Raw genomic sequence first — 22,070 nt, forward strand, 5'->3', positions numbered from 1 at the left:
AACGTAGACTCAAGAGACTTTGCAGGGCCGACGTCGTCCCGACCTAGAAATGAAACACCAGTGACGACAGGAGGCCCGGTGGCATATCCGCACCCCCAGGGGCTTTACGACCCGGCGCTCGAGCGAGACGCCTGTGGTGTGGCCTTTGTTGCCGACATTCACGGACGTCGCTCCCATGGCGTGGTCGACAAGGGCCTGTCGGCGCTGATCCGCCTGGACCACCGGGGCGCACGTGGCGCCGAGCAGAACACCGGCGACGGCGCCGGCATCATGATCCAGATTCCGGACGAGTTCTATCGCGCCGTGGCCGGTTTCGACCTGCCGCCGGCCGGGAGTTACGCCGCCGGTCTGGTCTTCCTGCCGACGGATCCCGCCGACGCGGCTCGGGCGATCAAGGTCTTCGAGAAGTATGTGCTCGTCGAGGGCGGCGAGGTGCTCGGCTGGCGCGACGTCCCGGTGGAGCCGGGTGTCCCGGGCGCCGACCTGGGCGCCTCGGCCGAGGATGCCCGCCCGGCGATCCGGCAGGTCTTCCTGTCCGCGGACCGGCTTGTCGACTCACCCGCCGGACGGGCCGGCGAGCGGCTCTCCGGCATCGAGCTGGACCGGGTGGCGTTCTGCATCCGAAAGCAGGCCGAGCGGGAGACCTCGCAGCGTGGTGTCCCGGCGTACTTCCCCTCGCTCTCGTCGCGCACCATCACGTACAAGGGCATGCTCACCCCGGAGCAGCTGCCGGCGTTCTTCCCGGACCTGACCGACGAGCGTGTCTCCAGCGCGATCGCCCTGGTGCACTCCCGGTTCTCGACGAACACGTTCCCGTCGTGGCCGCTGGCGCACCCGTACCGGTTGATCGCTCACAACGGTGAGATCAACACGATCCGCGGCAACAAGAACTGGATGGCGGCCCGCGAGGCGCTGCTGGCGTCACCGAACCTGCCGGGCAACATCAAGCGGCTGTTCCCGATCAACTCGCCGGAGGCTTCCGACTCGGCGAGCTTCGACGAGGTGCTGGAGCTGCTCCACCTCGCCGGGCGCAGCCTGCCGCACGCGGTGCTGATGATGATCCCGGAGGCGTGGGAGAACGACCCGGGGATGGAGCCGAAGCGGCGTGCCTTCTACCGGTTCCACGCGAGCCTGATGGAGCCGTGGGACGGTCCGGCCGCCGTGGCCTTCACCGACGGTACGGTCATCGGCGCGGTCCTGGACCGCAACGGCCTGCGCCCCGGCCGCTGGTGGCACACCGCCGACGGTCTCGTGGTGCTCGGTTCCGAGGCGGGTGTCATCGACTTCGCGACGGCTGACGTGGTGGCGAAGGGCCGCCTGCAGCCCGGCAAGATGTTCCTCGTCGACACCGAGGCCGGCCGCATCGTCCACGACGCCGAGATCAAGGCGGAGCTGGCCGACGCCGAGCCGTACGCGGACTGGCTGCACGCCGGCCTGATCGAGCTGGGCGACCTGCCCCCGCGTGAGCACGTCATCTACACGCACGACTCGGTGCTGCGCCGTCAGCAGGTGTTCGGCTACACCGAGGAGGAGCTGAAGATCCTGGTGGCGCCGATGGCGCGCTCCGGTGCCGAGCCGCTCGGCTCGATGGGCACGGACACCCCGATCTCGCCGCTCTCGACACGCCCGCGGCTGTTGTTCGACTACTTCCACCAGCTTTTCGCGCAGGTGACCAACCCTCCGCTGGACGCGATCCGCGAGGAGCTGGTCACCAGCCTGTCGGCGACCATCGGGCCGGAGCGCAACCTGCTCAAGCCCGGACCGGCGAGCTGCCGGCAGATCTCCCTGCCGTACCCGATCATCGACAACGACGAGCTTGCCAAGATCCTCTCGATCGACGAGGACGGCGACCTGCCCGGCTTCAAGGCGGTCCGGGTCTCCGGCCTGTACCCGCTGCGGGACGGTGCGGCAGGCATCAAGGCCCGCCTGACCCAGATCTGCCGGCACGTCTCGGAGGCGATCGAGGACGGCGTACGCATCCTCGTCCTCTCCGACCGCGACTCGAACGCCGACCTGGCACCGATCCCGTCGCTGCTGCTCACCGCGGCCGTGCACCAGCACCTGGTCCGGGAGCAGACGCGCACCCAGGTGGCGCTGGTCGTCGAGTCCGGTGACTGCCGCGAGGTGCACCACGCCGCGACGCTCATCGGCTTCGGTGCGGCCGCCGTCAACCCGTACCTGGCTTTCGAAAGCGTCGACGACCTGATCGCCACCGGCGCGCTGCCCGGGCTGGACCCGCGCAAGGCGGTCCGCAACTACGTCAAGGCGCTCGGCAAGGGCGTCCTGAAGATCATGTCGAAGATGGGTATCTCGACCGTCTCGTCGTACTGCGGTGCGCAGGTGTTCGAGGCCGTCGGCCTGGACAGCAAGCTGCTCCAGCGGTATTTCGCCGGCACGTCCGGCCGGATCGGCGGCGTTGGCCTGGCCGGCCTGCACGCCGAGGTCAAGGCGCGGCACCAGAAGGCGTACCCGGCCAACCCGGCGGAGCGGGCGCACCGCCGCCTCGAGGTCGGCGGCGAGTACCAGTGGCGCCGTGAGGGCGAGCTGCACCTGTTCAACCCGGAGACCGTCTTCCTGCTCCAGCACGCCACCCGCAGCAAGCAGTACGACGTCTTCAAGCGCTACACCTCCAAGGTGGACCAGCTGTCGGCGGAGGCCGGTCACCTGCGCGGCCTGTTCCGGTTCAAGCCGGACCGGCCGTCGATCGACATCAGCGAGGTCGAGCCGGCGAGCGAGATCGTCAAGCGGTTCGCCACCGGTGCGATGAGCTACGGCTCGATCTCCGCCGAGTCGCACGAGACCCTCGCCATCGCGATGAACCGCCTCGGCGGCAAGTCGAACACCGGCGAGGGCGGCGAGGACGTGGAGCGCCTCTACGACCCGCAGCGGCGTTCCAGCGTCAAGCAGATCGCCTCCGGCCGGTTCGGCGTGACCAGTGAGTACCTGGTCAACGCGGACGACCTGCAGATCAAGATGGCGCAGGGCGCGAAGCCCGGCGAGGGTGGTCAGCTGCCCGGTAACAAGGTGTGGCCGTGGATCGCGAAGACCCGGCACGCCACCCCGGGTGTCGGCCTCATCTCGCCGCCGCCGCACCACGACATCTACTCCATCGAGGACCTGGCCCAGCTGGTTCACGACCTCAAGATGGTGAACCCGGCCTCCCGCGTACACGTGAAGCTCGTCTCGGAGATCGGTGTCGGCACCGTCGCGGCGGGCGTGGCCAAGCTCAAGGCCGACGTGATCCTGATCTCCGGCCATGACGGCGGCACCGGCGCGTCACCGCTGAACTCGCTGAAGCACGCCGGCACCCCCTGGGAGCTGGGTCTGGCCGAGGCGCAGCAGACGCTGCTGCTCAACAAACTGCGTGACCGTGTCACCGTGCAGGTCGACGGTCAGCTCAAGACCGGCCGGGACGTGGTGGTCGCGGCGCTGCTGGGTGCCGAGGAGTTCGGTTTCGCCACGGCTCCGCTGATCGTCTCCGGCTGCATCATGATGCGCGTCTGCCACCTGGACACCTGCCCGGTCGGCATCGCCACCCAGAACCCGGTGCTGCGCGAGCGTTTCACCGGCAAGCCGGAATTCGTCGAGAACTTCTTCCTGTTCCTCGCCGAGGAGGTCCGTGAGCTGCTCGCCGAGCTCGGCTTCCGGAGCATCGACGAGGCGATCGGCCACGCCGAGGTGCTGAACGTGGCGACGGCTGTCGACCACTGGAAGGCGAAGGGCCTCGACCTGGCACCGGTGCTCTACGTGCCGGAGCTGCCCGAGGGCGCGGCCCGCCGCGGCGTCGTCGCTCAGGACCACGGCCTCGAGCTGGCCCTGGACAACGAGCTGATCGCCCTGGCGCAGCCGGCGCTCGCCGACGGCACACCGATCCGGGCCGAGCTGCCCACCCGCAACGACCAGCGCAGCGTCGGCGCCATGCTCGGTGGTGAGGTCAGCCGCCGGTACGGCGGCAACGGCCTGCCCGACGACACCATCTCGTTCACCCTGCGCGGCACCGGTGGCCAGTCGTTCGGCGCGTTCCTGCCGCGTGGCGTCACCCTGCGCCTGATCGGCGACACCAACGACTACGTCGCGAAGGGCCTCTCCGGCGGCCGGGTGATCGTGCGGCCGGCCGAGGACGCACCGTTCGTCGCCGAGGAGAACACCATTGCGGGCAACACCATCCTGTACGGGGCGACCGGCGGCGAACTGTTCCTTCGTGGACGGGTCGGCGAGCGGTTCGCGGTCCGCAACTCCGGTGGCTCCGCTGTCGTCGAGGGTGTCGGCGACCACGGCTGCGAGTACATGACCGGTGGTGTCGTGGTGGTGCTCGGGCCGACCGGGCGCAACTTCGCGGCCGGCATGAGCGGTGGCAAGGCGTTCCTGCTCGACCTCGACCAGTCCCTGGTCAACCCGGAACTGGTCGACCTGGCGCCGCTCACCGACGACGAGCGTGACCTGCTGCGCTCCCTGGTGGAGAAGCACCACGGTGAGACCGACTCGGCGGTCGCCCGCAGGCTGCTCAAGGACTGGACCAACTCGGTGGAACGGTTCACCGCTGTGGTGCCGCGCGACTACAAGCGCGTGATGGAACTTATCCGGACCGCCGAAGCCGCCGGTCGCAACGTTGACGAGGCGGTCATGGGGGTCACCAGTGCCTGATCCGAACGGTTTCCTCCGGTACGAGCGTCAGCTGCCGAAGCGCCGTCCGGTTCCGATCCGCCTGATGGACTGGAAAGAGGTCTACCCGCCCGCGGGTGAGGAGCTCATCCGGGACCAGGCGACTCGCTGCATGGACTGCGGTATCCCGTTCTGCCACGACGGCTGCCCGCTCGGCAACCGCATCCCGGACTGGAACGACCTGGTGCGTACCGGTGCGTGGGAGGCGGCGATCGAGTCGCTGCACGCCACCAACAACTTCCCGGAGTTCACCGGGCGGCTGTGCCCCGCGCCCTGCGAGGCGGCGTGCGTACTGGGCATCGGGGACGACCCGGTGACCATCAAGCAGGTCGAGGTGGAGATCGCCAACCACGCCTTCGGGCGCGGCCTGGTGCCGCAGCCGGCGCCGGTGGCGACCGGCAAGTCGGTCGCGGTGATCGGTTCCGGTCCGGCCGGTCTGGCGGCTGCCCAGCAGCTGGCACGGGCCGGTCACGCGGTCACTGTCTACGAGCGCGACGACCGGATCGGCGGCCTTCTCCGGTACGGCATTCCCGACTTCAAGATCGAGAAGGACGTCATCGACGCCCGCCTGGCGCAGATGTCGGCCGAGGGCGTGGTCTTCCAGACCGGTGTCCAGGCGGGTGTCGACGTCACCGCCGACGACCTGCGCGAACGGTACGACGCGGTGTTGCTCGCGGCCGGCGCGCTGGCCGGGCGGGACGCTCCGGAGACACCCGGCCGCGATCTCAACGGCGTGCACCTGGCGATGGAGCACCTGGTCCCGGCCAACCGCATGGTCGCCGGCCTGCAGGACACCACGCCGATCGACGCCAAGGGCAAGCACGTGATCATCATCGGCGGCGGTGACACCGGCGCCGACTGCCTCGGTGTCGCGCACCGCCAGGGCGCCGCGTCGGTCACCCAGCTCGACCAGTACCCGCTGCCGCCCGAGTTCCGCACCGGCCTGAAGGACCCGTGGCCGACCTGGCCGATGATCCTGCGCAACTACGCGGCCCACGAGGAGGGCGGCGACCGCGTCTTCGGCGTGGCCGTGCAGGAGTTCGTCGGTGACGGCGCGGGCAACCTCACCGGGATCCGCATCGCCGAGGTCAAGGTGGAGCGCATCGACGGGGTGCGCACGGTGACGATCACGCCGGGTTCGGAGCGCGAGTTGCGCGCCGATCTGGTCCTTCTCGCGATCGGTTTCGAGGGTACGGAGGACCAGCCCCTGCTGTCGCAGTTCGGGTTGACCCGTAACCGCCGCCGGGTGCTCGACGCCGACCAGACCTGGCAGACCGAGGCCGAGGGTGTGTTCGTGGCCGGCGACATGCACCGGGGCGCTTCGCTGATCGTCTGGGCGATCGCCGAGGGCCGCGCGGCGGCGGCAGCCATCCACGACTACCTGGGTGCCGCCGGTGAGCTGCCGGCACCGGTGCGTGCGGATCAGCAGCCGCTCGCCGTCTGAGCTCGGCACGCTCGCCGTCTGAGCTCAGCGGACTCGTTCTCTGAGTGCGGCAGTGGAGACAGGCTCGTCGCCCCGGTTCGGGGTGGCGGGCCTTTTTCCGCTGGTCATGGTGTGCTTCGGTCGTACCGTAGAAGGGGTTGTGGCATGTGCCGACGAGCGCCGGAAGGCGACCGATAAGCTTCAAGTCGCGGTCGCTGAAGCCCGCGGACGACGCAGCGCACCCGCCCACCCGGGTTGACCTCGCCGTCGATACCCGCAGTTCATGCTGATGACCGGGGTCGGCCGCCGAGCCGCCCCAGGAGAAGGACTAGCCTGATGGCCGTGACACGCCGCGCAAAGATCGTCTGTACGATGGGCCCCGCGACCGCCCAGCCCGAGCGCATGCTCGGCCTGGTCGAGGCGGGGATGAACGTGGCTCGGTTGAATTTCAGCCACGACACCCACGAGAGCCACAAGAACATCTACGAGATGGTCCGCGCCGCCGCCGAGAAGGCCGACCGCCCGGTCGCCGTCCTCGCCGACCTGCAGGGTCCGAAGATCCGTCTCGGCAAGTTCGCCGACGGCCCGCACCGCTGGGAGACCGGCGACCGCGTGGTCATCACCAGCGATGACATCCTCGGCACCCGGGAGCGCGTCTCCTGCACCTATACGAAGCTGCCGCACGAGGTCAAGGTCGGTGACCGCCTCCTGATCGACGACGGCAAGGTCGCGATCGAGGTGACCGGCGTCGAGAACGAGGACATCCAGTGCCTCGTCGTCGAGGGCGGCCCGGTCAGCAACAACAAGGGCGTCTCGCTGCCCAACGTCGCGGTGAGCGTTCCCGCGCTGAGCGACAAGGACGAGGAGGACCTGCGCTTCGCGCTGAGCCTCGGCGTCGACCTGATCGCGCTCTCGTTCGTCCGCGCGGCCGAGGACATCAACCTCGTCCACAAGATCATGGACGAGGAGGGCCGCCGGGTCCCGGTCATCGCCAAGGTGGAGAAGCCGGAGGCTGTCGAGCAACTCGAGGCCATCGTGCTCGCCTTCGACGGTGTCATGGTCGCCCGCGGTGACCTCGGCGTCGAGCTGCCGCTGGACCAGGTTCCGCTGGTGCAGAAGCGCGCCGTGCAGCTCTGCCGGGAGAACGCGAAGCCCGTCATCGTCGCCACCCAGATGCTCGACTCCATGATCGAGAACTCGCGCCCGACCCGCGCCGAGGCCTCCGACGTGGCGAACGCGGTGCTCGACGGCACCGACGCGGTCATGCTCTCCGGCGAGACGAGCGTCGGCAAATACCCGGTGCTCACGGTCAGCACGATGGCGAAGATCGTCACCACCACCGAGGGTGGCGGCATGGGTGTGCCGCGGCTCCAGCACGACCCGCGCACGCACGGTGGCGCCCTGACCGTCGCCGCCTCGCAGATCGCCCGCAACATCGGCGCCAAGGCCCTGGTCGCCTTCTCGCAGACCGGTGACACCGTGCGCCGCCTGGCCCGCCTGCACTGCGACCTCCCGCTGTACGCGTTCACCCCGGTCGCCGAGGTCCGCAACACGCTGGCCCTGAGCTGGGGTGTGGAGACGTTCCTGACCGACTTCGTCGAGCACACCGACGACATGTTCCGTCAGGTCGACGCGAAGATGCTGGGTCTCGGCCTGGCCAAGCCCGGCGACTACGTCGTCGTCGTGGCCGGCAGCCCGCCCAACGCGCCCGGCTCCACCAACACCCTCCGCGTGCACCAGCTCGGCTCGCTCGTCGACCCGGCGACGGTGTGACCTTGCACGTCCGGGGGCAGGCCGCCGTCGATCGGCTTCTCGAACTGCTCGACCTGAAGCGGATCGACGCGGCCACCTTCCAGGGCGACAGCCCGCAGACCGGTGCGCAGCGCGTGTTCGGCGGCCAGGTCGCCGGGCAGGCGCTGGTCGCCGCCGGTCGCACCGTTCAACCCGATCGGCAGGTCCACTCGCTGCACGGCTATTTCGTGCGCCCCGGCGACCCGACCGTGCCGATCACCTTCCACGTCGAGCACATCCGGGACGGCCGCTCCTTCTCGGTCCGCCGTTCCACCGCCAGCCAGCACGGCAAGACGATCTTCTTCATGTCGGCGTCGTTCCAGGTGCCGGAGGAGGGGCTGGATCACCACACCCCGGCTCCGACCGACGTGCCGGCACCCGAGGACGTCCCCACGATGCTGGACTGGGTCGAGAAGTACCCGGACCGGATGGCGCTGTTCAAGGCCTCACCGCAGGCGGTGGACGTGCGCTACGTGGGTGTGCCCGGCTGGGTGCCGCCCGGCGACCGGGAGATCGACCCGCAGCAGCGGGTCTGGATGCGCATCGACGGCAAGCTGCCCGACGATCCGCTCCTGCATGCCTGCGCTCTGACCTATGCCTCGGACCTTTCGCTGCTGGACTCGGTTCTGTCCACGCACGGTGAGGTTTGGGGGCCTGGTGGTGTGATCGGGGCCAGCCTTGATCACGCGCTCTGGCTGCATCGGCCGTTCCGCGCTGACGAGTGGTTCCTCTACGACAGCATCAGTCCGTCGGCGAGTGGGGCGCGGGGGCTGGCGAACGGGCGGATGTTCACCCGGGACGGACGGCACATCGCCAGTGCTGTGCAGGAGGGTCTGCTGCGCAGGGTCGGCGGCTGACCGGTCTTTGTGGGAGAACCCCGCCGGAGTGGATCCCGGTCCGGCGACTGACCGCGTGCGGATCCACTCCCGGCGGGGCCGGGGACAAGCTCTCTCACCTGCCACCCCCGGGCCTGTCCACCTCGCGGCCGCGCCCGGCCGGGAGGCCCTCGACGCCTTCCGGCGAGTCCGGTGCCGATGGCAGATCCCTGGGGACCATGTCGGTGGAGGCCGTCCGGGCGGTTCCGGTGATGCCGGCCTGGGCGAGCATGACGTCCAGGTCCGCGGTGGTGCGGACCACCTGGTCGTGAAAACTCTCGCTGCCTTTTTCCGCGCTGTTGTTCCCGGGGACGGGCTCGGCGGGGTTCTTGGCCGCCTTGGCGGTCTCGCCGGGGGCGGTGACCGTGGAGGCGCTGGTGCGGGCGCGATGCCGGGCCGGCGAACGGGCCGGGGCATCCTCGAAATCGGTCAGACCGGCCGAGTAACCGGCCACGCCGGCGGCCCGCTCGGGCGGCAGCTCCAGGATGTCCTTGCGGCTCGGCGCGACCTCACGCAGCCGGAACGCCGTCACCAGGTCCGCGACGGCGCGGAGCACACCCAGCCCGCCGAGCGTGACGATCGCCAGCTCGGCGGTGCGGGAGAACGAGCTGGCCGAGAAGAACCCCAGTGCCGTCTCGAGCACGCCGACGGTCACCAGCAGGCTCCACACCCGGTCCGAGCCGCGCGTCATGATCCCCACCGCGACGTCCACGGCGCCGCGCACCATCAGGTACCAGCCGATCAGGGACGCCGGCGTGGTGAAGCTCGAGTCGGGTGCGGTCAGCATCACCGCGGCGGTGGCGGTGAACAGCACGGTCAGTCCCGCGTTGAGCCACCACGTACGCGTACCGGCCAGGGCTCGCAGCAGCTCGCACACCGCGCCGAACAGGATCACCGGGCCGGCCACCGAGGCGATGTCGGTGGGCTCCAGCCGCAGTACCGCCCACGCGATCGCCAGCCACGCCGTCCCGGCGAACATCAGGAAGCCCCACATGCTCCCGCGTGCGACGGTCAAGGGCGAAGAACCGGACCACAACATGAGGCCTCCCGCAGCAGCTGTCACTGCCATGACAGCATCCGGTGCGGGTCCCGGCCCCGGGTTCGCGCATATTGCCTCCGGCGGGATCGGGAACGTGCAATTTCACCGCCGCTTTATCGGGCTCTTAACGCGCGCGTCACGAGGCCGAAATGAAATGCCGTGAAATGGCCCGGGTGGCTCATCGTTGCCGAATTGTTCCCCGTTGCGGCCGCGCTGACCGGTCTGCCCGCGCTCAGGTCGCATAGATGTGCGTGAACCTGCGCGAATGCAAGATCTTTTGTGCCCCCGGTGGGATTCGAACCCACACTGTATGGTGTTTGAGACCATCTTCTCTGCCGGTTGGAATACAGGGGCCGACCTGCCCATCTTGGCATGCCCGCGCGGCCTTAATCCAACCGGGCCTATAGCTCGGCTTATAGAACCGGCAGGTGTTGGTCACGCCAGGATGAGTCCTCGACAGCGTACCCACTAGGCTTAGGGCGGCGGTACCCACATACCGGGGTGTCGCGACATCGACGTTCTGGGGGTAGGGGTTTCCGTGGCCGACACGCAGGCTGGTGCCGAGCGCAAGCGGGTGCTCATCGCCGAGGACGAGGCCCTGATCCGGCTGGACCTCGCGGAGATGCTCGTCGAGGAGGGCTACGACGTCGTCGGCGAGGCAGGCGACGGCGAGACCGCCGTGCGCCTGGCCGAGGATCTGAAGCCGGACCTGGTCATCCTGGACATCAAGATGCCGATCATGGATGGCCTGGCGGCCGCCGAGCGCATCGCGGGCGGCCGGATCGCACCGGTGGTCATCCTGACCGCGTTCAGCCAGCGTGATCTGGTGGAGCGGGCCCGCGCGGCCGGCGCGATGGCGTACCTGGTCAAGCCCTTCCAGAAATCCGATCTCGTGCCGGCCATCGAGATCGCGCTCTCGCGGTACTCGGAGATCGCCGCCCTGGAGTCCGAGGTGGCCGGCCTGACCGACCGCCTGGAGACCCGCAAGTCGGTGGAGCGCGCCAAGGGCGAGCTGATGACGAAGTACTCGATGACCGAGCCGCAGGCGTTCAAGTGGATCCAGCGGACCGCGATGGATCACAGGATGACCATGCGTGAGGTGGCCGATCGGATCCTCGCCGAGGGTCAGGAACCCGGCACCACCCAGGCATAAGTTGACCTTGACAGTCGATCGTCCGTAACACTCTCCTCGCGCACCCGGTCACGGCACGTAACGGTTCGGTCAAAGCCCGTTTGAACGCTACCGAGCTGTGACTCTCCTGGGATAGCGTCCGGCCCCATGACGGGCAGAGTGCGCTGACCCTGGCACGGCAAGTGCCAATCACCGCATGGTGGCCCGGTGGGTTCGGTAATGGAGGAGGGTTCCAACCTTGAGGCAGGTTCTCGCGCGAGCGATCGGCGGAGTGGCCATCATCGGGCTGCTCGCCGGTTCGGCAGCTTGTAATAAGGATACGAGCAGCGATACGGCGACGGGTTCGAACTGCGGCTACAAGCTTGCGTTCTTCGGCGCGCTCACCGGTTCGGCCGCAAACCTGGGTGTCAACATCTCGCAGGGCTTCGAGCTCGCGATCACCCAGTACAACGAGAAGAAGGGGTCGACCTGCATCGAGGTCGCCAAGTTCGACTCGCAGGGCGCGGCTGAGGTAGCACCCGGTGTCGCTCGTAGCCTGGTGGCGGACAAGAAGATCATCGGTGTCGTCGGCCCGCCGTTCTCCGGCGAGTCGGAGGCGGCCGACCCGATCTTCGAAGAGGCGGGTCTGGCCACGATCACCCCGTCGGCGACTCGGGTCTCCCTGTCGTCGAAGGGCTGGAAGACGTTCCACCGTGCGGTGGCGAACGACGACGCGCAGGGTCCGGCCGCTGCGGCGTACATCAAGGACACTCTGAAGGCTGAGAAGGTCTTCGTCGCCGACGACCAGTCCGCGTACGGCGCTGGTCTGGCCGACGTCGTCAAGACCACGCTGGGCGCCGCTGTGGTGGCCAGCGACAAGACCGAGGGTGACGGCAAGCAGGCCGACTTCTCGGCGCTGGTGCAGAAGGTCGTGTCCAGCGGCGCGACGGCGCTGTTCTACGGCGGCTACTACACGAACGCGGGCCTGATCCGCAAGCAGCTGACCACGGCCGGCTGGAAGGGCACGCTGCTCGGCGGCGACGGCATGAAGGACCCGGGCCTGGCCAAGGCCGCGGGTAACGCCGCTGCGGCGGGCACCATCGTGACCTGCCCCTGCTCGCCGGCCGAGGCCGCGGGCGAAGAGTTCAACACCGCGTTCAAGGCCAAGTGGGGCGTCCCCGCGGGTACCTACTCCGACGTGGCGTTCGACGCGGCGAACATCCTCCTGCAGGGTATCGAGGCGGGCAACACGACGACCGAGAAGCTCAACACCTACCTGTCGACGGTGAACTACAAGGGCATCGCCAACACCTACAAGTGGACTGCGACCGGCGAGCTCGACCCCACCCTGATCAAGGTGTGGGCGTTCAAGTTCGACGCCGCCGGTGTGGATGTGGCGGACCAGGAGATCAAGGTTTCCTGACCTTTCGGCGGTAACTTTTTGAAGGCCGGTGTGGCCGGATGATCTCCGGCCACACCGACCTCGTCGTTTTGGAGCCCTCTTGTGAATTTTTCCGGTCTGATTCAAGATTTCGGGCCGCTGACGATCGCCGGCCTTACACAGGGCGCCATCGTCGCTCTGTTCGCCCTGGGCTATACCCTCGTCTACGGCGTTCTCCGGCTGATCAACTTCGCCCACTCCGAAGTCTTCCTCGTCGGCACGTACGCGTGTCTGATCGTCTGGGGGTTCTTCGGACTCGACCAGAACTCCGCGACCCCCGGCATGGGGGCGGTGATCGGTTATCTCCTGCTCGGCCTGGTGGCCGCGATCGCCATCTCCGGTGTCACAGCACTGGCCGTCGAGGTGGTGGCATACCGGCCGCTGCGGCGGCGTAACGCGCCGCCGCTGGCGTTCCTGATCACCGCGATCGGTGCCTCGCTGTTCATCTCGGAGGTCGTCGGCGTTCTCACCCACCGTAACCAGCGTGGCGTGCCGAACCTGATCCAGCCGAAGGACGTCCTGGTCATCGGCAACATGCACATCACGAACCTGCAGATTCTCATCATCACGCTCGCGCTGGTGAGCATGTTCGCGCTGGACCAGTTCATCAACCGGTCGCGGCTGGGCCGCGGTATCCGTGCGGTGGCGCAGAACCCGGACGCGGCGGCGCTGATGGGCGTCAACAAGTCCCGCGTCATCCTGCTGGTCTTCCTGGTCGGCGGCGTGATGGCCGGAATCGCAGCGGTGATGTACGACCTGAAGATCGGTGTCACCCGGTTCGACGCCGGCTTCATCCTCGGCATCGAGGCGTTCACAGCCGCCGTCCTCGGCGGTATCGGTAACCTCCGCGGTGCACTGCTGGGCGGCCTGCTACTCGGCCTGGTGCAGGTCTATGCGGCGAGCCTGCTCGGCTCGGAGTGGCTGCGTGCGGCGGCGTTCATCATCCTGGTGCTGATCCTGCTGTTCCGCCCGACCGGCCTGTTGGGTGAGTCTCTGGGGAGGTCCCGCGCATGAGCACGGCCAATGGAAAGACGAACGGCCGCGCGCTGCGGGGCCTGCTGGGCCGGCAGCATCTGGCGGTCCGGGTGCTCATCATGGTGCTGGTCGCGGTGGGCGCGTACATGCTGCCCTATGTCGGCTCGATCCCGCTGATCGGCCCGCAGATCGTCACCCAGGGCATCGACTGGTCCAGCGCGCTGTTCAACATGTCCTACTACGTGTTGCTGGCGCTCGGCCTGAACGTGGTGGTCGGGTACGCCGGTCTGCTGGACCTCGGATACGTCGGCTTCTTCGCGGTGGGTGCGTACTGTGCGGCGCTGCTGACCTCGCCGGACAGCATCCTGGGCACGGAGTGGGCCTGGCTCGCGTCCATCCCTATCGCCCTCGCGATCACCATGGTGGCGGGCGTGATCCTGGGCTGGCCGACGCTACGGCTACGTGGCGACTATCTGGCGATCGTGACGCTCGGCTTCGCCGAGATCATCCGGATCGTGGCGACGAGCACCGACTTCCTCCGTGGCGAGCGCGGCTTCAGCAGCATCCCGCACCCGCCCGGCCAGGGCGCGGACGGCAAGCCGATCTTCGGTGTGGCCGACGCGACCCCGTACTTCTGGCTCGGGCTCTCCGTGATCATCCTGGTCATCCTGGGTGTGCGGAACCTGGACCGGAGCCGGGTCGGCCGGTCCTGGCTGGCGATCCGGGAGGACGAGGAAGCCGCCGAGATCATGGGCGTGCGGACCTTCAAGTACAAGCTGTGGGCGTTCGCTATCGGTGCCTTCATCGGTGCTCTGGGCGGCACCATCTGGGCCGGCAACCAGAACTTCATCAACTCGGCGACGTTCCAGTTGCAGTTCTCGATCCTGGTTCTGGCGGGTGTGGTCATGGGTGGCTCCGGCAACATCGCCGGCGCGATCCTCGGCGGCGCCCTGATCTCCTACATCCCGGATCGGCTGCGGGGCATCGAGGCGGGCGGCGTCGACCTGTACGAGTACCGGTTCGCGATCTTCGGCTTCGCCATTATTTTGATCATGGTGCTGCGGCCGCAGGGTCTGCTACCGAGCAGACGGCGGGCGATGGAGCTGAAGGATCGGGAGAAGGAGGTGGCTCCGCAATGAGCGAGCTTGCGAGCGAATCATTCGGCTCAGTTCTGAACTCAGGGCGACGCCGGAGCGCAGCGGAGGTGGCGTCATGAGCGAGCTTGCGAGCGAATCATTCGGCTCAGTCTTGAGCTCAGGGCGACGCCGGAGCGCAGCGGAGGTGGCGTCATGAGTGAGCCGCATGTGGATACTCCGGAGCAGATGGACGCGGCGAACGCCCGGCGGTCTGACGAGGCGATCCCGACCGGTCCGGCCTCCGAGGGTCAGCCGCACTCCACGCGGCCGGCCGACCCCGACGCCCTGCTCGAGGTCGACAACGTGACGCTGCGGTTCGGCGGCGTCGTGGCGCTCAACGGCGTGAGCTTCACCCTGCGCAAGGGTGAGATCTTCGGGCTGATCGGCCCGAACGGCGCCGGCAAGACCACCTGCTTCAACGCGATCACGGGCGTGTACCGGCCGACCGAGGGTGGGATCCGGTTCCAGGGCCAGTCGATCGTCGGCAAGAAGCGGCACCAGATCACCACGTCGGGCATCGCGCGTACGTTCCAGAACGTGCGGCTCTTCCCGGAGATGACCGCGCTGGAGAACGTGATGGTGGGCGCGGACGCCCACCACAAGACCAGCGTGATCAGCGCGCTGTTCCGCCTGCCGCGGTTTTGGAGAGAGGAACGGTCCGGCCGCGCTCGCTCGCTGGAACTGCTCCGCTTCGTCGGCATCGAGCACCGGGCCGGCGAGGTCAGCCGGAACCTCTCCTACGGTGAGCAGCGCCGCCTGGAGATCGCCCGGGCGCTCGCGACCGAGCCCACCCTGCTCTGCCTGGACGAGCCGGCCGCCGGCTTCAACCCGGCGGAGAAGGTCGAGCTCCTCAACCTGATCAAGAGGATCCGCGACACCGGCGTGACGGTCCTGCTGATCGAGCACGACATGCGCCTGGTGATGGGGGTGACCGACCGGATCGTGGTGCTGGAGTTCGGCAAGAAGATCGCGGAGGGCACGCCCGCCGAGGTGCGCGACAACCCGGCGGTCATCGCCGCCTATCTGGGGGTGCCCACCGATGCTGCTTGAGTTGCGCGACATCACCCTGCTGTACGGGCGCATCCAGGCGCTGCACGGCATCAGCCTGAACGTGGCGCAGGGCGAGATCGTGGCGCTGATCGGCGCTAACGGCGCCGGAAAGTCGACCACGATGCGGGCGATCTCGGGTCTGCGCCCGATCGCTCAGGGCTCGATCCACTTCAACGGCGAAGAGATCACCAAGATGCGCGCCGACGTGCGGGTGGTGCGCGGTGTCTCGCAGTCGCCGGAGGGCCGTGGCATCTTCCCCGGCATGACGGTCCGCGAGAACCTCGAGATGGGCGCGTACACCAAGCGCGACCGCACCGAGATCAACGAGGACATGGATCGGGCGTTCACGCTCTTCCCGCGCCTGAAGGAGCGGGAGAAGCAGTTCGGAGGCACGCTGTCCGGCGGTGAGCAGCAGATGCTCGCCGTGGGCCGCGCGCTGATGAGCCGGCCGAAGCTGCTGCTGCTCGACGAGCCGTCGATGGGTCTGGCGCCGATGCTGATCCAGCAGATCTTCGACATCATCGTCGAGATCAACCAGCAGGGCACCACGGTGCTGCTCGTCGAGCAGAACGCACAGCAGGCCCTGTCCCGGGCGCATCGCGCGTACGTTCTGGAGACTGGCCAGATCGTCAAAGAGGGCACCGGCCAGGAGCTGTTGCACGACCCCGCGGTGAAGGACGCCTACCTCGGCGTCGCCTGACTTTCGCTTACCCCTAGGAGTACCCCATGTTCCGCACCACCCCCGGCCGGCGGGCGATCCTCGGCCTGGCTGTCGCGGCGGCGATGACCGTGTCGCTGTCCGCCTGCGGCGAGGAGACCGATTCCGGTTCCACCGCCCCGGCGACCAACACCTCCGCCGACACGTCGCTCGCCGACAAGGTCCCGGCCGACATCAAGACCAAGGGCACCCTGGTCATCGGCAGCGACTCGACCTACGCGCCGAACGAGTTCCTGGACGCCGACGGCAAGACGATCATCGGCTTCGACGTCGACCTGTTCGACGCGGTCGCCGCCAAGCTCGGCCTCAAGACCGAGTGGCAGACCGCCACCTTCGACAGCATCATCCCCGGCGTGAGCAGCGGGAAGTACGACGTCGGCGTCTCCTCGTTCACGATCAACGAGGACCGGATGAAGGAGGTCAACATGATCTCCTACTTCGCCGCGGGCACCCAGTGGGCCGCCAAGACCGGCACGACCGTCAGCCCCGACGACGCCTGCGGCAAGAAGATCGCCGTGCAGACCGCGACGGTCCAGGTCGACGACCTGACCGCCAAGTCGAAGGCGTGCACCGACGCCGGCAAGCCGAAGATCACCATCGACCAGTACCAGGCGCAGTCGGACGCCACCAACGCCGTGGTGACCGGTAAGGACGAGGCGATGCTCGCCGACTCCCCGATCGTCGCGTACGCGGTGAAGCAGACGAACGGCCAGCTGGCCCTGCTCGGCGAGATCTACGACTCCGCGCCGTACGGATACGCGGTCGGCAAGGACAAGACCGAGTTCGCCGCCGTCATCTCGGAGGCGGTCAACGCGGTCATCGCCGACGGCTCCTACAAGACGGCCCTCGACAAGTGGGGCGTCGCGGCCGGTTCGGTGGCCACCTCCGCGGTGAACCCGAAGGCCTGAGCCGTCTCAGCATGACGGATCAGACGACGACCGGACGGGCACGGCCTGAAGCGATCAAGGCTGTGCCCGTGCGGCACCCCGGCAGGTGGGTGACGATCGCCGTACTCGCGGTGCTCGGCGCCATGTTCCTGCACATGCTCCTCACCAACGACCAGTTCCGCTGGTCGTTCATCTTCGTCTCGTACGAAGAGGGCAAGCGCGGTGTGATGTTCACCGAGCCGGTCCTGGAGGGCCTGCGCGGCACCCTGCTGCTCACGGTCTTCTCGATGCTGATCGGCGTCGTGCTCGGCGTGGTCGTGGCGATCATGCGGCTCTCGCCGAACAAGGTCCTCTCCTCGGTGGCGTGGCTCTACACCTGGTTCTTCCGGGCCGCGCCGCGTCTCGTGCTCGCCGTGGTGTTCGGCAACCTGAACATCCTGTGGAGCCGGGTCGGCTTCGGCCTGCCGTTCGACAAGCAGATCGGTGCGCTGTTCGGCATCGACAATTTCAACGGCCAGATCTGGAGCATCGAGTCCAAGGATCTGCTCGCCGGCTTCGTCGCCGCGATGCTCGCGCTCGGGCTGTCGGAGGCCGCCTACATGGCGGAGATCGTCCGGGCCGGCATCCAGTCGATCGACGAGGGTCAGGCCGAGGCCGCGGTGGCGCTCGGCATGTCACGCGGCCAGGTCCTGCGCCGGATCGTGCTGCCGCAGGCCATGCGGGTGATCGTGCCGCCCACCGGCAACGAGGTCATCGCGATGCTGAAGGACACCTCGGTGGTCGCCTTCGTGCCGGTCACCGCGGAGCTCTTCTTCCAGCTCCGGGCCGTGTCGGCGCGGACGTTCGTGGTTCTGCCGGCCCTGGTCGCCGCCCTGATCTGGTACCTGATCATGTGCAGCGTCCTGATGATCGGCCAGTACTTCCTGGAGCGGCACTTCAGCAGGGGCTACGGCGCCGCGGGCAGGGCCCGCCTCCGCCTGCGGACGATCCAGGCCGAGCAGGGCAGCGCGACTTCGGGAGGTCCTCCATGACCGATAAAACCCATATGGTACGGGCGGAGAGCGTTCATAAATCGTTCGGATCGCTGGAGGTCCTCAAGGGCGTCGACCTGACGGTGGCCCGCGGCGAGGTGTCCTGTGTCCTGGGACCCTCCGGTTCCGGGAAGTCGACGTTCCTGCGCTGCATCAACCACCTCGAGAAGATCAACGCCGGCCGGATCGAGGTCGACGGCGATCTCGTCGGTTACCGCGAACGTGGCGGCAAGCTGCACGAGATGGGTGAGCGGGACGTCGCCCGCCAGCGCCAGTCGATCGGCATGGTGTTCCAGCGGTTCAACCTCTTCCCGCACATGACGGTGCTCCAGAACGTCATGGAGGCGCCCTGCCGGGTCAAGCGGGAGAGCAAGCGTGAGGTCCGCGACCGTGCGGCCGCGCTGCTCGACCGGGTGGGCCTCGGCGAGAAGGTCGAGAACTACCCCAGTCAGCTCTCCGGCGGCCAGCAGCAGCGGGTCGCGATCGCCCGGGCCCTGGCGATGCGGCCGAAGCTGATGCTCTTCGACGAGCCGACGAGCGCCCTCGACCCGGAGCTCGTCGGTGAGGTCCTGGACGTGATGAAGAACCTGGCCCGCGACGGTATGACGATGATCGTCGTGACCCACGAGATCGGCTTCGCCCGCGAGGTTGCCGACAACGTGGTCTTCATGGACGGCGGTGTCATCGTCGAACAGGGCCCGCCGAACGAGATCATCGCGAATCCGCAGCAAGAACGCACCAAGGCATTCCTGAGCAAGGTGCTGTAAAGCGGGCGGGGCGGTCGGCAAACTTGTCGGAGGTCGCGACTAGAGTTCACCGACGTGAGCGACGACGCCCAGACCCCCCGCCTGCTGCTGCTCGACGGCCACTCGCTGGCCTACCGGGCCTATTTCGCGTTGCCGGTGGAAAACTTCAGCACCGCCACCGGCCAGCCGACGAACGCTGTGTTCGGCTTCACGTCGATGCTCATCAACATGCTGCGCGACGAGAAGCCGACGCACATCGTGGTCGCCTTCGACGTCTCGCGGAAATCCTTCCGCACCGAGAAATACGCGGATTACAAGGCCGGCCGGTCCGAGACCCCGCAGCCGTTCCAGGGTCAGGTCAGCCTGATCAAGGAGGTCCTCGAGGCGCTGCGCATCCCCGTGGTGGAGAAGCCGAACTACGAGGCTGACGACGTCATCGCCACCCTCTCCACCCAGGCGCGTGAGGCCGGCATGGAGGTGGTCATCTCCACCGGCGACCGGGATGCCTTCCAGCTGGCCGGCGAGCACGTCACGATCCTCTACCCGGTGCGCGGCGTCTCCGAGGTCTGGCGGATGACCCCCGAGGCCATCGAGACGAAATATTTCGTGCCGCCGTCCCTCTATCGCGACAAGGCCGCCCTGGTCGGCGAGACCAGCGACAACCTGACCGGGGTTCCCGGTGTCGGCGACAAGACCGCCGCGAAATGGATCAAAGAGTTCGGCGGCCTGGACGGCATCATCGCGAATGTCGACAAGATCAAGGGCAAGGCGGGCGAGAGCCTGCGCGCCCACCTGGCCGAGGTGATGCGCAACTACGACCTCAACGCCCTGATCTGCGACCTCGAGCTGCCGCTTGCCCCCGCCGACGTGCGCTGGCCCGGCTGGGATCGCGAGGCGGTGCACCAGGTCTTCGACGCGCTCGAGTTCCGGGTGCTGCGCGAGCGGCTCTATTCCTACCTCGACGCCGTCGAGCCCGAGGCCGAGGCCGGCTTCGACATCGAGGGCCGCGTCCTGCGTTCCGGCGAGGTGTCCGGCTGGCTGCGCGAGCACGCCGGGCGCGCCCCGGTCGGTGTCGCCGTCACCGGCACGTTCGGCCGTGGCACCGGCACCCTGACCGGCGTGGGCGTGGCCACCGGCAACGGGCCGGCCGCCTGGTTCGACCCCACCACGCTCGACGAGAACGACGAGCGCGCCGTCGCAGCCTGGCTCGCCGAGCCCACCCGGCCCAAGGTGATCCACGACGCGAAACCCGCGATGCTCGCCTTCCAGGCGCACGGCTGGCAGCTCGCCGGCGTCACCGTCGACTCCGCCCTCGCGGCCTACCTGGCGAAACCCGACCAGCGGGCCTACGACCTGAACGACCTGGCCCTGCGCTATCTCAAGCGCGAGCTGCGGGTCGAGGAGCCGGACAACGGCCAGCTCACCCTCGACGGCCTGGGCCTGAGCGAGGAGGGCGCCGCCGAGGAGATCGTGATGCTCCGCGCCCGCGCCACCCTCGACCTGGCCGACGTCCTCACCGCCGAGCTGTCCCAGGACGGCGGCGAGTCGCAGCGCCTGCTCGCCGAGGTGGAGCAGCCCCTGTCGGTCGTGCTCGCCGAGATGGAGCGGCGCGGTATCGCCGCCGACACCGACTACCTGTCCGAGCTGGAGGCCCACTTCGCCGCCGAGGTGAAGGCGGCCCAGCAGGCAGCGCACGAGGTGGTCGGCCGTGAGTTCAACCTCGGCTCGCCCAAACAGCTCCAGGAGATCCTCTTCGTCGAGCGCGGCCTGCCCAAGACCAAGAAGATCAAGTCGGGTTACACCACAGACGCCGACGCCCTGCAGAACCTGTTCGCCCAGACCGCCGACCCGGTCCTGGAGCACCTGCTCCGCCACCGTGACGTGGCCAAGCTCAAATCTACCGTCGACGGGCTACTCAAGTCGGTCTCCGACGACGGGCGCATCCACACCACGTTCAACCAGACCGTTGCCGCCACCGGCCGGCTCTCCTCCACCGACCCGAACCTGCAGAACATCCCCATCCGCACCGAGGAGGGCCGGCGGATCCGCCGCGCCTTCGTGGTCGGCCCCGGGTTCGAGCAGCTGATGACCGCCGACTACAGCCAGATCGAGATGCGCATCATGGCGCACCTCTCCGGCGACGACGCGCTGATCGCCGCCTTCAACTCCGGCGCCGACTTCCACGCCGCCACCGCCTCGTCGGTCTTCCACGTCGGGCTCACCGAGGTCACCCCCGACCAGCGGCGCAAGATCAAGGCAATGAACTACGGCCTTGCGTACGGTTTGAGTGCCTTCGGCCTCTCCAACCAGCTCAACATCTCCACCGACGAGGCCCGCGGCCTGATGACCGAATACTTCGAACGTTTCGGCGGCGTCCGCGACTACCTCCAGTCCGTCGTCGCCCAGGCCACGAAGGACGGATACACCGCCACCATCCTCGGCCGCCGCCGCTACCTGCCCGACCTCAGCAGCGACAACCGCCAGCGCCGCGAAATGGCCGAGCGGATGGCCCTCAACGCCCCCATCCAGGGCTCCGCCGCCGACATCATCAAAATCGCCATGCTCCACGTCGACGAGGCCCTCACCGACTCCGGCCTGGCCTCCCGCGCCCTCCTCCAGGTCCACGACGAACTGGTCTTCGACGTCGCCCCCGGCGAACGCGACGCCCTCGAACAACTCGTCCGCCGCGAAATGGGCAGCGCCTACCCCCTCTCCGTCCCCCTCGAAGTCTCCGTCGGCACCGGCCGCGACTGGAACGGCGCCGACCACTAACCCCGCCCTCCGCTGCCTGCCGCCCTCCGCTGCCTGCCCGCTACCCTCGGTCCGCTGCCCGCAGCCCCGTCCGTCCGCAGCCCCGCCCTGGGTCCCGCTTCGGCTCCGGCTCTCGTTTCGGCTCCCACTTCCGCTTCGGCTGCCCGCTCACGCTCCGGGGGCCGGGCGTGCGGTGTCGTCTTGGGCGCGGTGAGGCACCGCTGGCAGCCAGCTGGCTGATCCAGCTGGGCGTGAGGGGTGGCTTTTGGGCGGTGAGGCACCTCTGGGAGCCAACTGGTCGGGCCGGCTGGGCGTGAGTGGTGTGTTTTGGGCGGTGAGGCACCTCTGGGAGCCAGCTGGTCGGGCCGGCTGGGCGTGAGTGGTGTGTTTTGGGCGGTGAGGCACCTCTGGGAGCCAGCTGGTCGGGCCGGCTG

General features: G+C 68.4%; 15 protein-coding genes and 1 tRNA gene. 14 read left to right on the plus strand and 2 right to left on the minus strand.

Features of this window, described 5'->3' with window-relative positions; all coding sequences use genetic code 11:
- Nucleotides 1-60: 60 nt before the first annotated feature.
- The 4 genes from gltB (at nt 61) to ACFQV6_RS29245 (ending at nt 8,733) form a co-directional block, all read left to right on the plus strand.
- Nucleotides 61-4,644, plus strand: coding sequence for a glutamate synthase large subunit (gene gltB, locus ACFQV6_RS29230; RefSeq protein WP_378030820.1), 4,584 nt, complete (start codon nt 61-63; stop codon nt 4,642-4,644).
- Entirely contained in the window at nt 4,637-6,106 is a 1,470-nt protein-coding gene (locus ACFQV6_RS29235; RefSeq protein ID WP_378030821.1) for a glutamate synthase subunit beta, read from the plus strand. Before gltB ends, ACFQV6_RS29235 begins: the two co-directional genes overlap by 8 nt.
- 315 nt (nt 6,107-6,421) lie before the next feature.
- Entirely contained in the window at nt 6,422-7,858 is a 1,437-nt protein-coding gene (gene pyk, locus ACFQV6_RS29240) for a pyruvate kinase (protein ID WP_378030822.1), read from the plus strand.
- Nucleotides 7,855-8,733, plus strand: coding sequence for an acyl-CoA thioesterase (locus tag ACFQV6_RS29245; protein WP_378030823.1), 879 nt, complete (start codon nt 7,855-7,857; stop codon nt 8,731-8,733). The genes pyk and ACFQV6_RS29245 overlap by 4 nt, the downstream gene beginning before the upstream one ends.
- A gap of 94 nt (nt 8,734-8,827) precedes the next feature.
- On the opposite strand, the gene ACFQV6_RS29250 is transcribed toward ACFQV6_RS29245, so the two are convergent.
- Entirely contained in the window at nt 8,828-9,766 is a 939-nt protein-coding gene (locus tag ACFQV6_RS29250; RefSeq protein ID WP_378030824.1) for a DUF308 domain-containing protein, read from the minus strand.
- A gap of 304 nt (nt 9,767-10,070) precedes the next feature.
- Nucleotides 10,071-10,144, minus strand: a tRNA-Leu gene (locus ACFQV6_RS29255).
- 184 nt (nt 10,145-10,328) lie between these two features.
- On the opposite strand from ACFQV6_RS29255, the gene ACFQV6_RS29260 reads away from it, so the two are divergent.
- The 10 genes from ACFQV6_RS29260 (at nt 10,329) to polA (ending at nt 21,657) form a co-directional block, all read left to right on the plus strand.
- Entirely contained in the window at nt 10,329-10,943 is a 615-nt protein-coding gene (locus ACFQV6_RS29260) for an ANTAR domain-containing response regulator (RefSeq protein WP_378030825.1), read from the plus strand.
- A 217-nt stretch (nt 10,944-11,160) separates the two neighbouring features.
- Nucleotides 11,161-12,324, plus strand: coding sequence for a branched-chain amino acid ABC transporter substrate-binding protein (locus tag ACFQV6_RS29265; protein ID WP_378030826.1), 1,164 nt, complete (start codon nt 11,161-11,163; stop codon nt 12,322-12,324).
- A gap of 81 nt (nt 12,325-12,405) precedes the next feature.
- On the plus strand, nt 12,406-13,356 hold the full coding sequence (locus ACFQV6_RS29270) for a branched-chain amino acid ABC transporter permease (RefSeq protein ID WP_378030827.1): 951 nt from the start codon (nt 12,406-12,408) through the stop codon (nt 13,354-13,356).
- Nucleotides 13,357-13,436: 80 nt separating this feature from the next.
- Entirely contained in the window at nt 13,437-14,456 is a 1,020-nt protein-coding gene (locus ACFQV6_RS29275) for a branched-chain amino acid ABC transporter permease (RefSeq protein WP_378030849.1), read from the plus strand.
- 150 nt (nt 14,457-14,606) lie between these two features.
- Nucleotides 14,607-15,503 (plus strand): ABC transporter ATP-binding protein, encoded by an 897-nt coding sequence (locus ACFQV6_RS29280; protein ID WP_378030828.1) that lies wholly within the window; start codon nt 14,607-14,609, stop codon nt 15,501-15,503.
- A complete protein-coding gene (locus ACFQV6_RS29285; protein ID WP_378030829.1) occupies nt 15,493-16,203 on the plus strand; it encodes an ABC transporter ATP-binding protein in 711 nt (236 codons plus the stop codon). Before ACFQV6_RS29280 ends, ACFQV6_RS29285 begins: the two co-directional genes overlap by 11 nt.
- 26 nt (nt 16,204-16,229) lie before the next feature.
- A complete protein-coding gene (locus tag ACFQV6_RS29290; RefSeq protein WP_378030830.1) occupies nt 16,230-17,129 on the plus strand; it encodes an ABC transporter substrate-binding protein in 900 nt (299 codons plus the stop codon).
- Nucleotides 17,130-17,140: 11 nt separating this feature from the next.
- Nucleotides 17,141-18,139 carry an amino acid ABC transporter permease gene (locus ACFQV6_RS29295; RefSeq protein WP_378030831.1) on the plus strand — a complete coding sequence of 333 codons (999 nt, stop codon included), beginning with the start codon at nt 17,141-17,143 and terminating at the stop codon, nt 18,137-18,139.
- Complete coding sequence (locus tag ACFQV6_RS29300; protein WP_378030832.1) at nt 18,136-18,906, plus strand: amino acid ABC transporter ATP-binding protein; 771 nt, start codon at nt 18,136-18,138, stop codon at nt 18,904-18,906. Before ACFQV6_RS29295 ends, ACFQV6_RS29300 begins: the two co-directional genes overlap by 4 nt.
- Before the next feature lie 54 nt (nt 18,907-18,960).
- Nucleotides 18,961-21,657 (plus strand): DNA polymerase I, encoded by a 2,697-nt coding sequence (gene polA / locus ACFQV6_RS29305; protein ID WP_378030833.1) that lies wholly within the window; start codon nt 18,961-18,963, stop codon nt 21,655-21,657.
- Nucleotides 21,658-22,070 lie beyond the last annotated feature (413 nt).

It is taken from the genome of Actinoplanes sp. GCM10030250, from assembly GCF_042666575.1.
GTDB lineage: Bacteria > Actinomycetota > Actinomycetes > Mycobacteriales > Micromonosporaceae > Actinoplanes.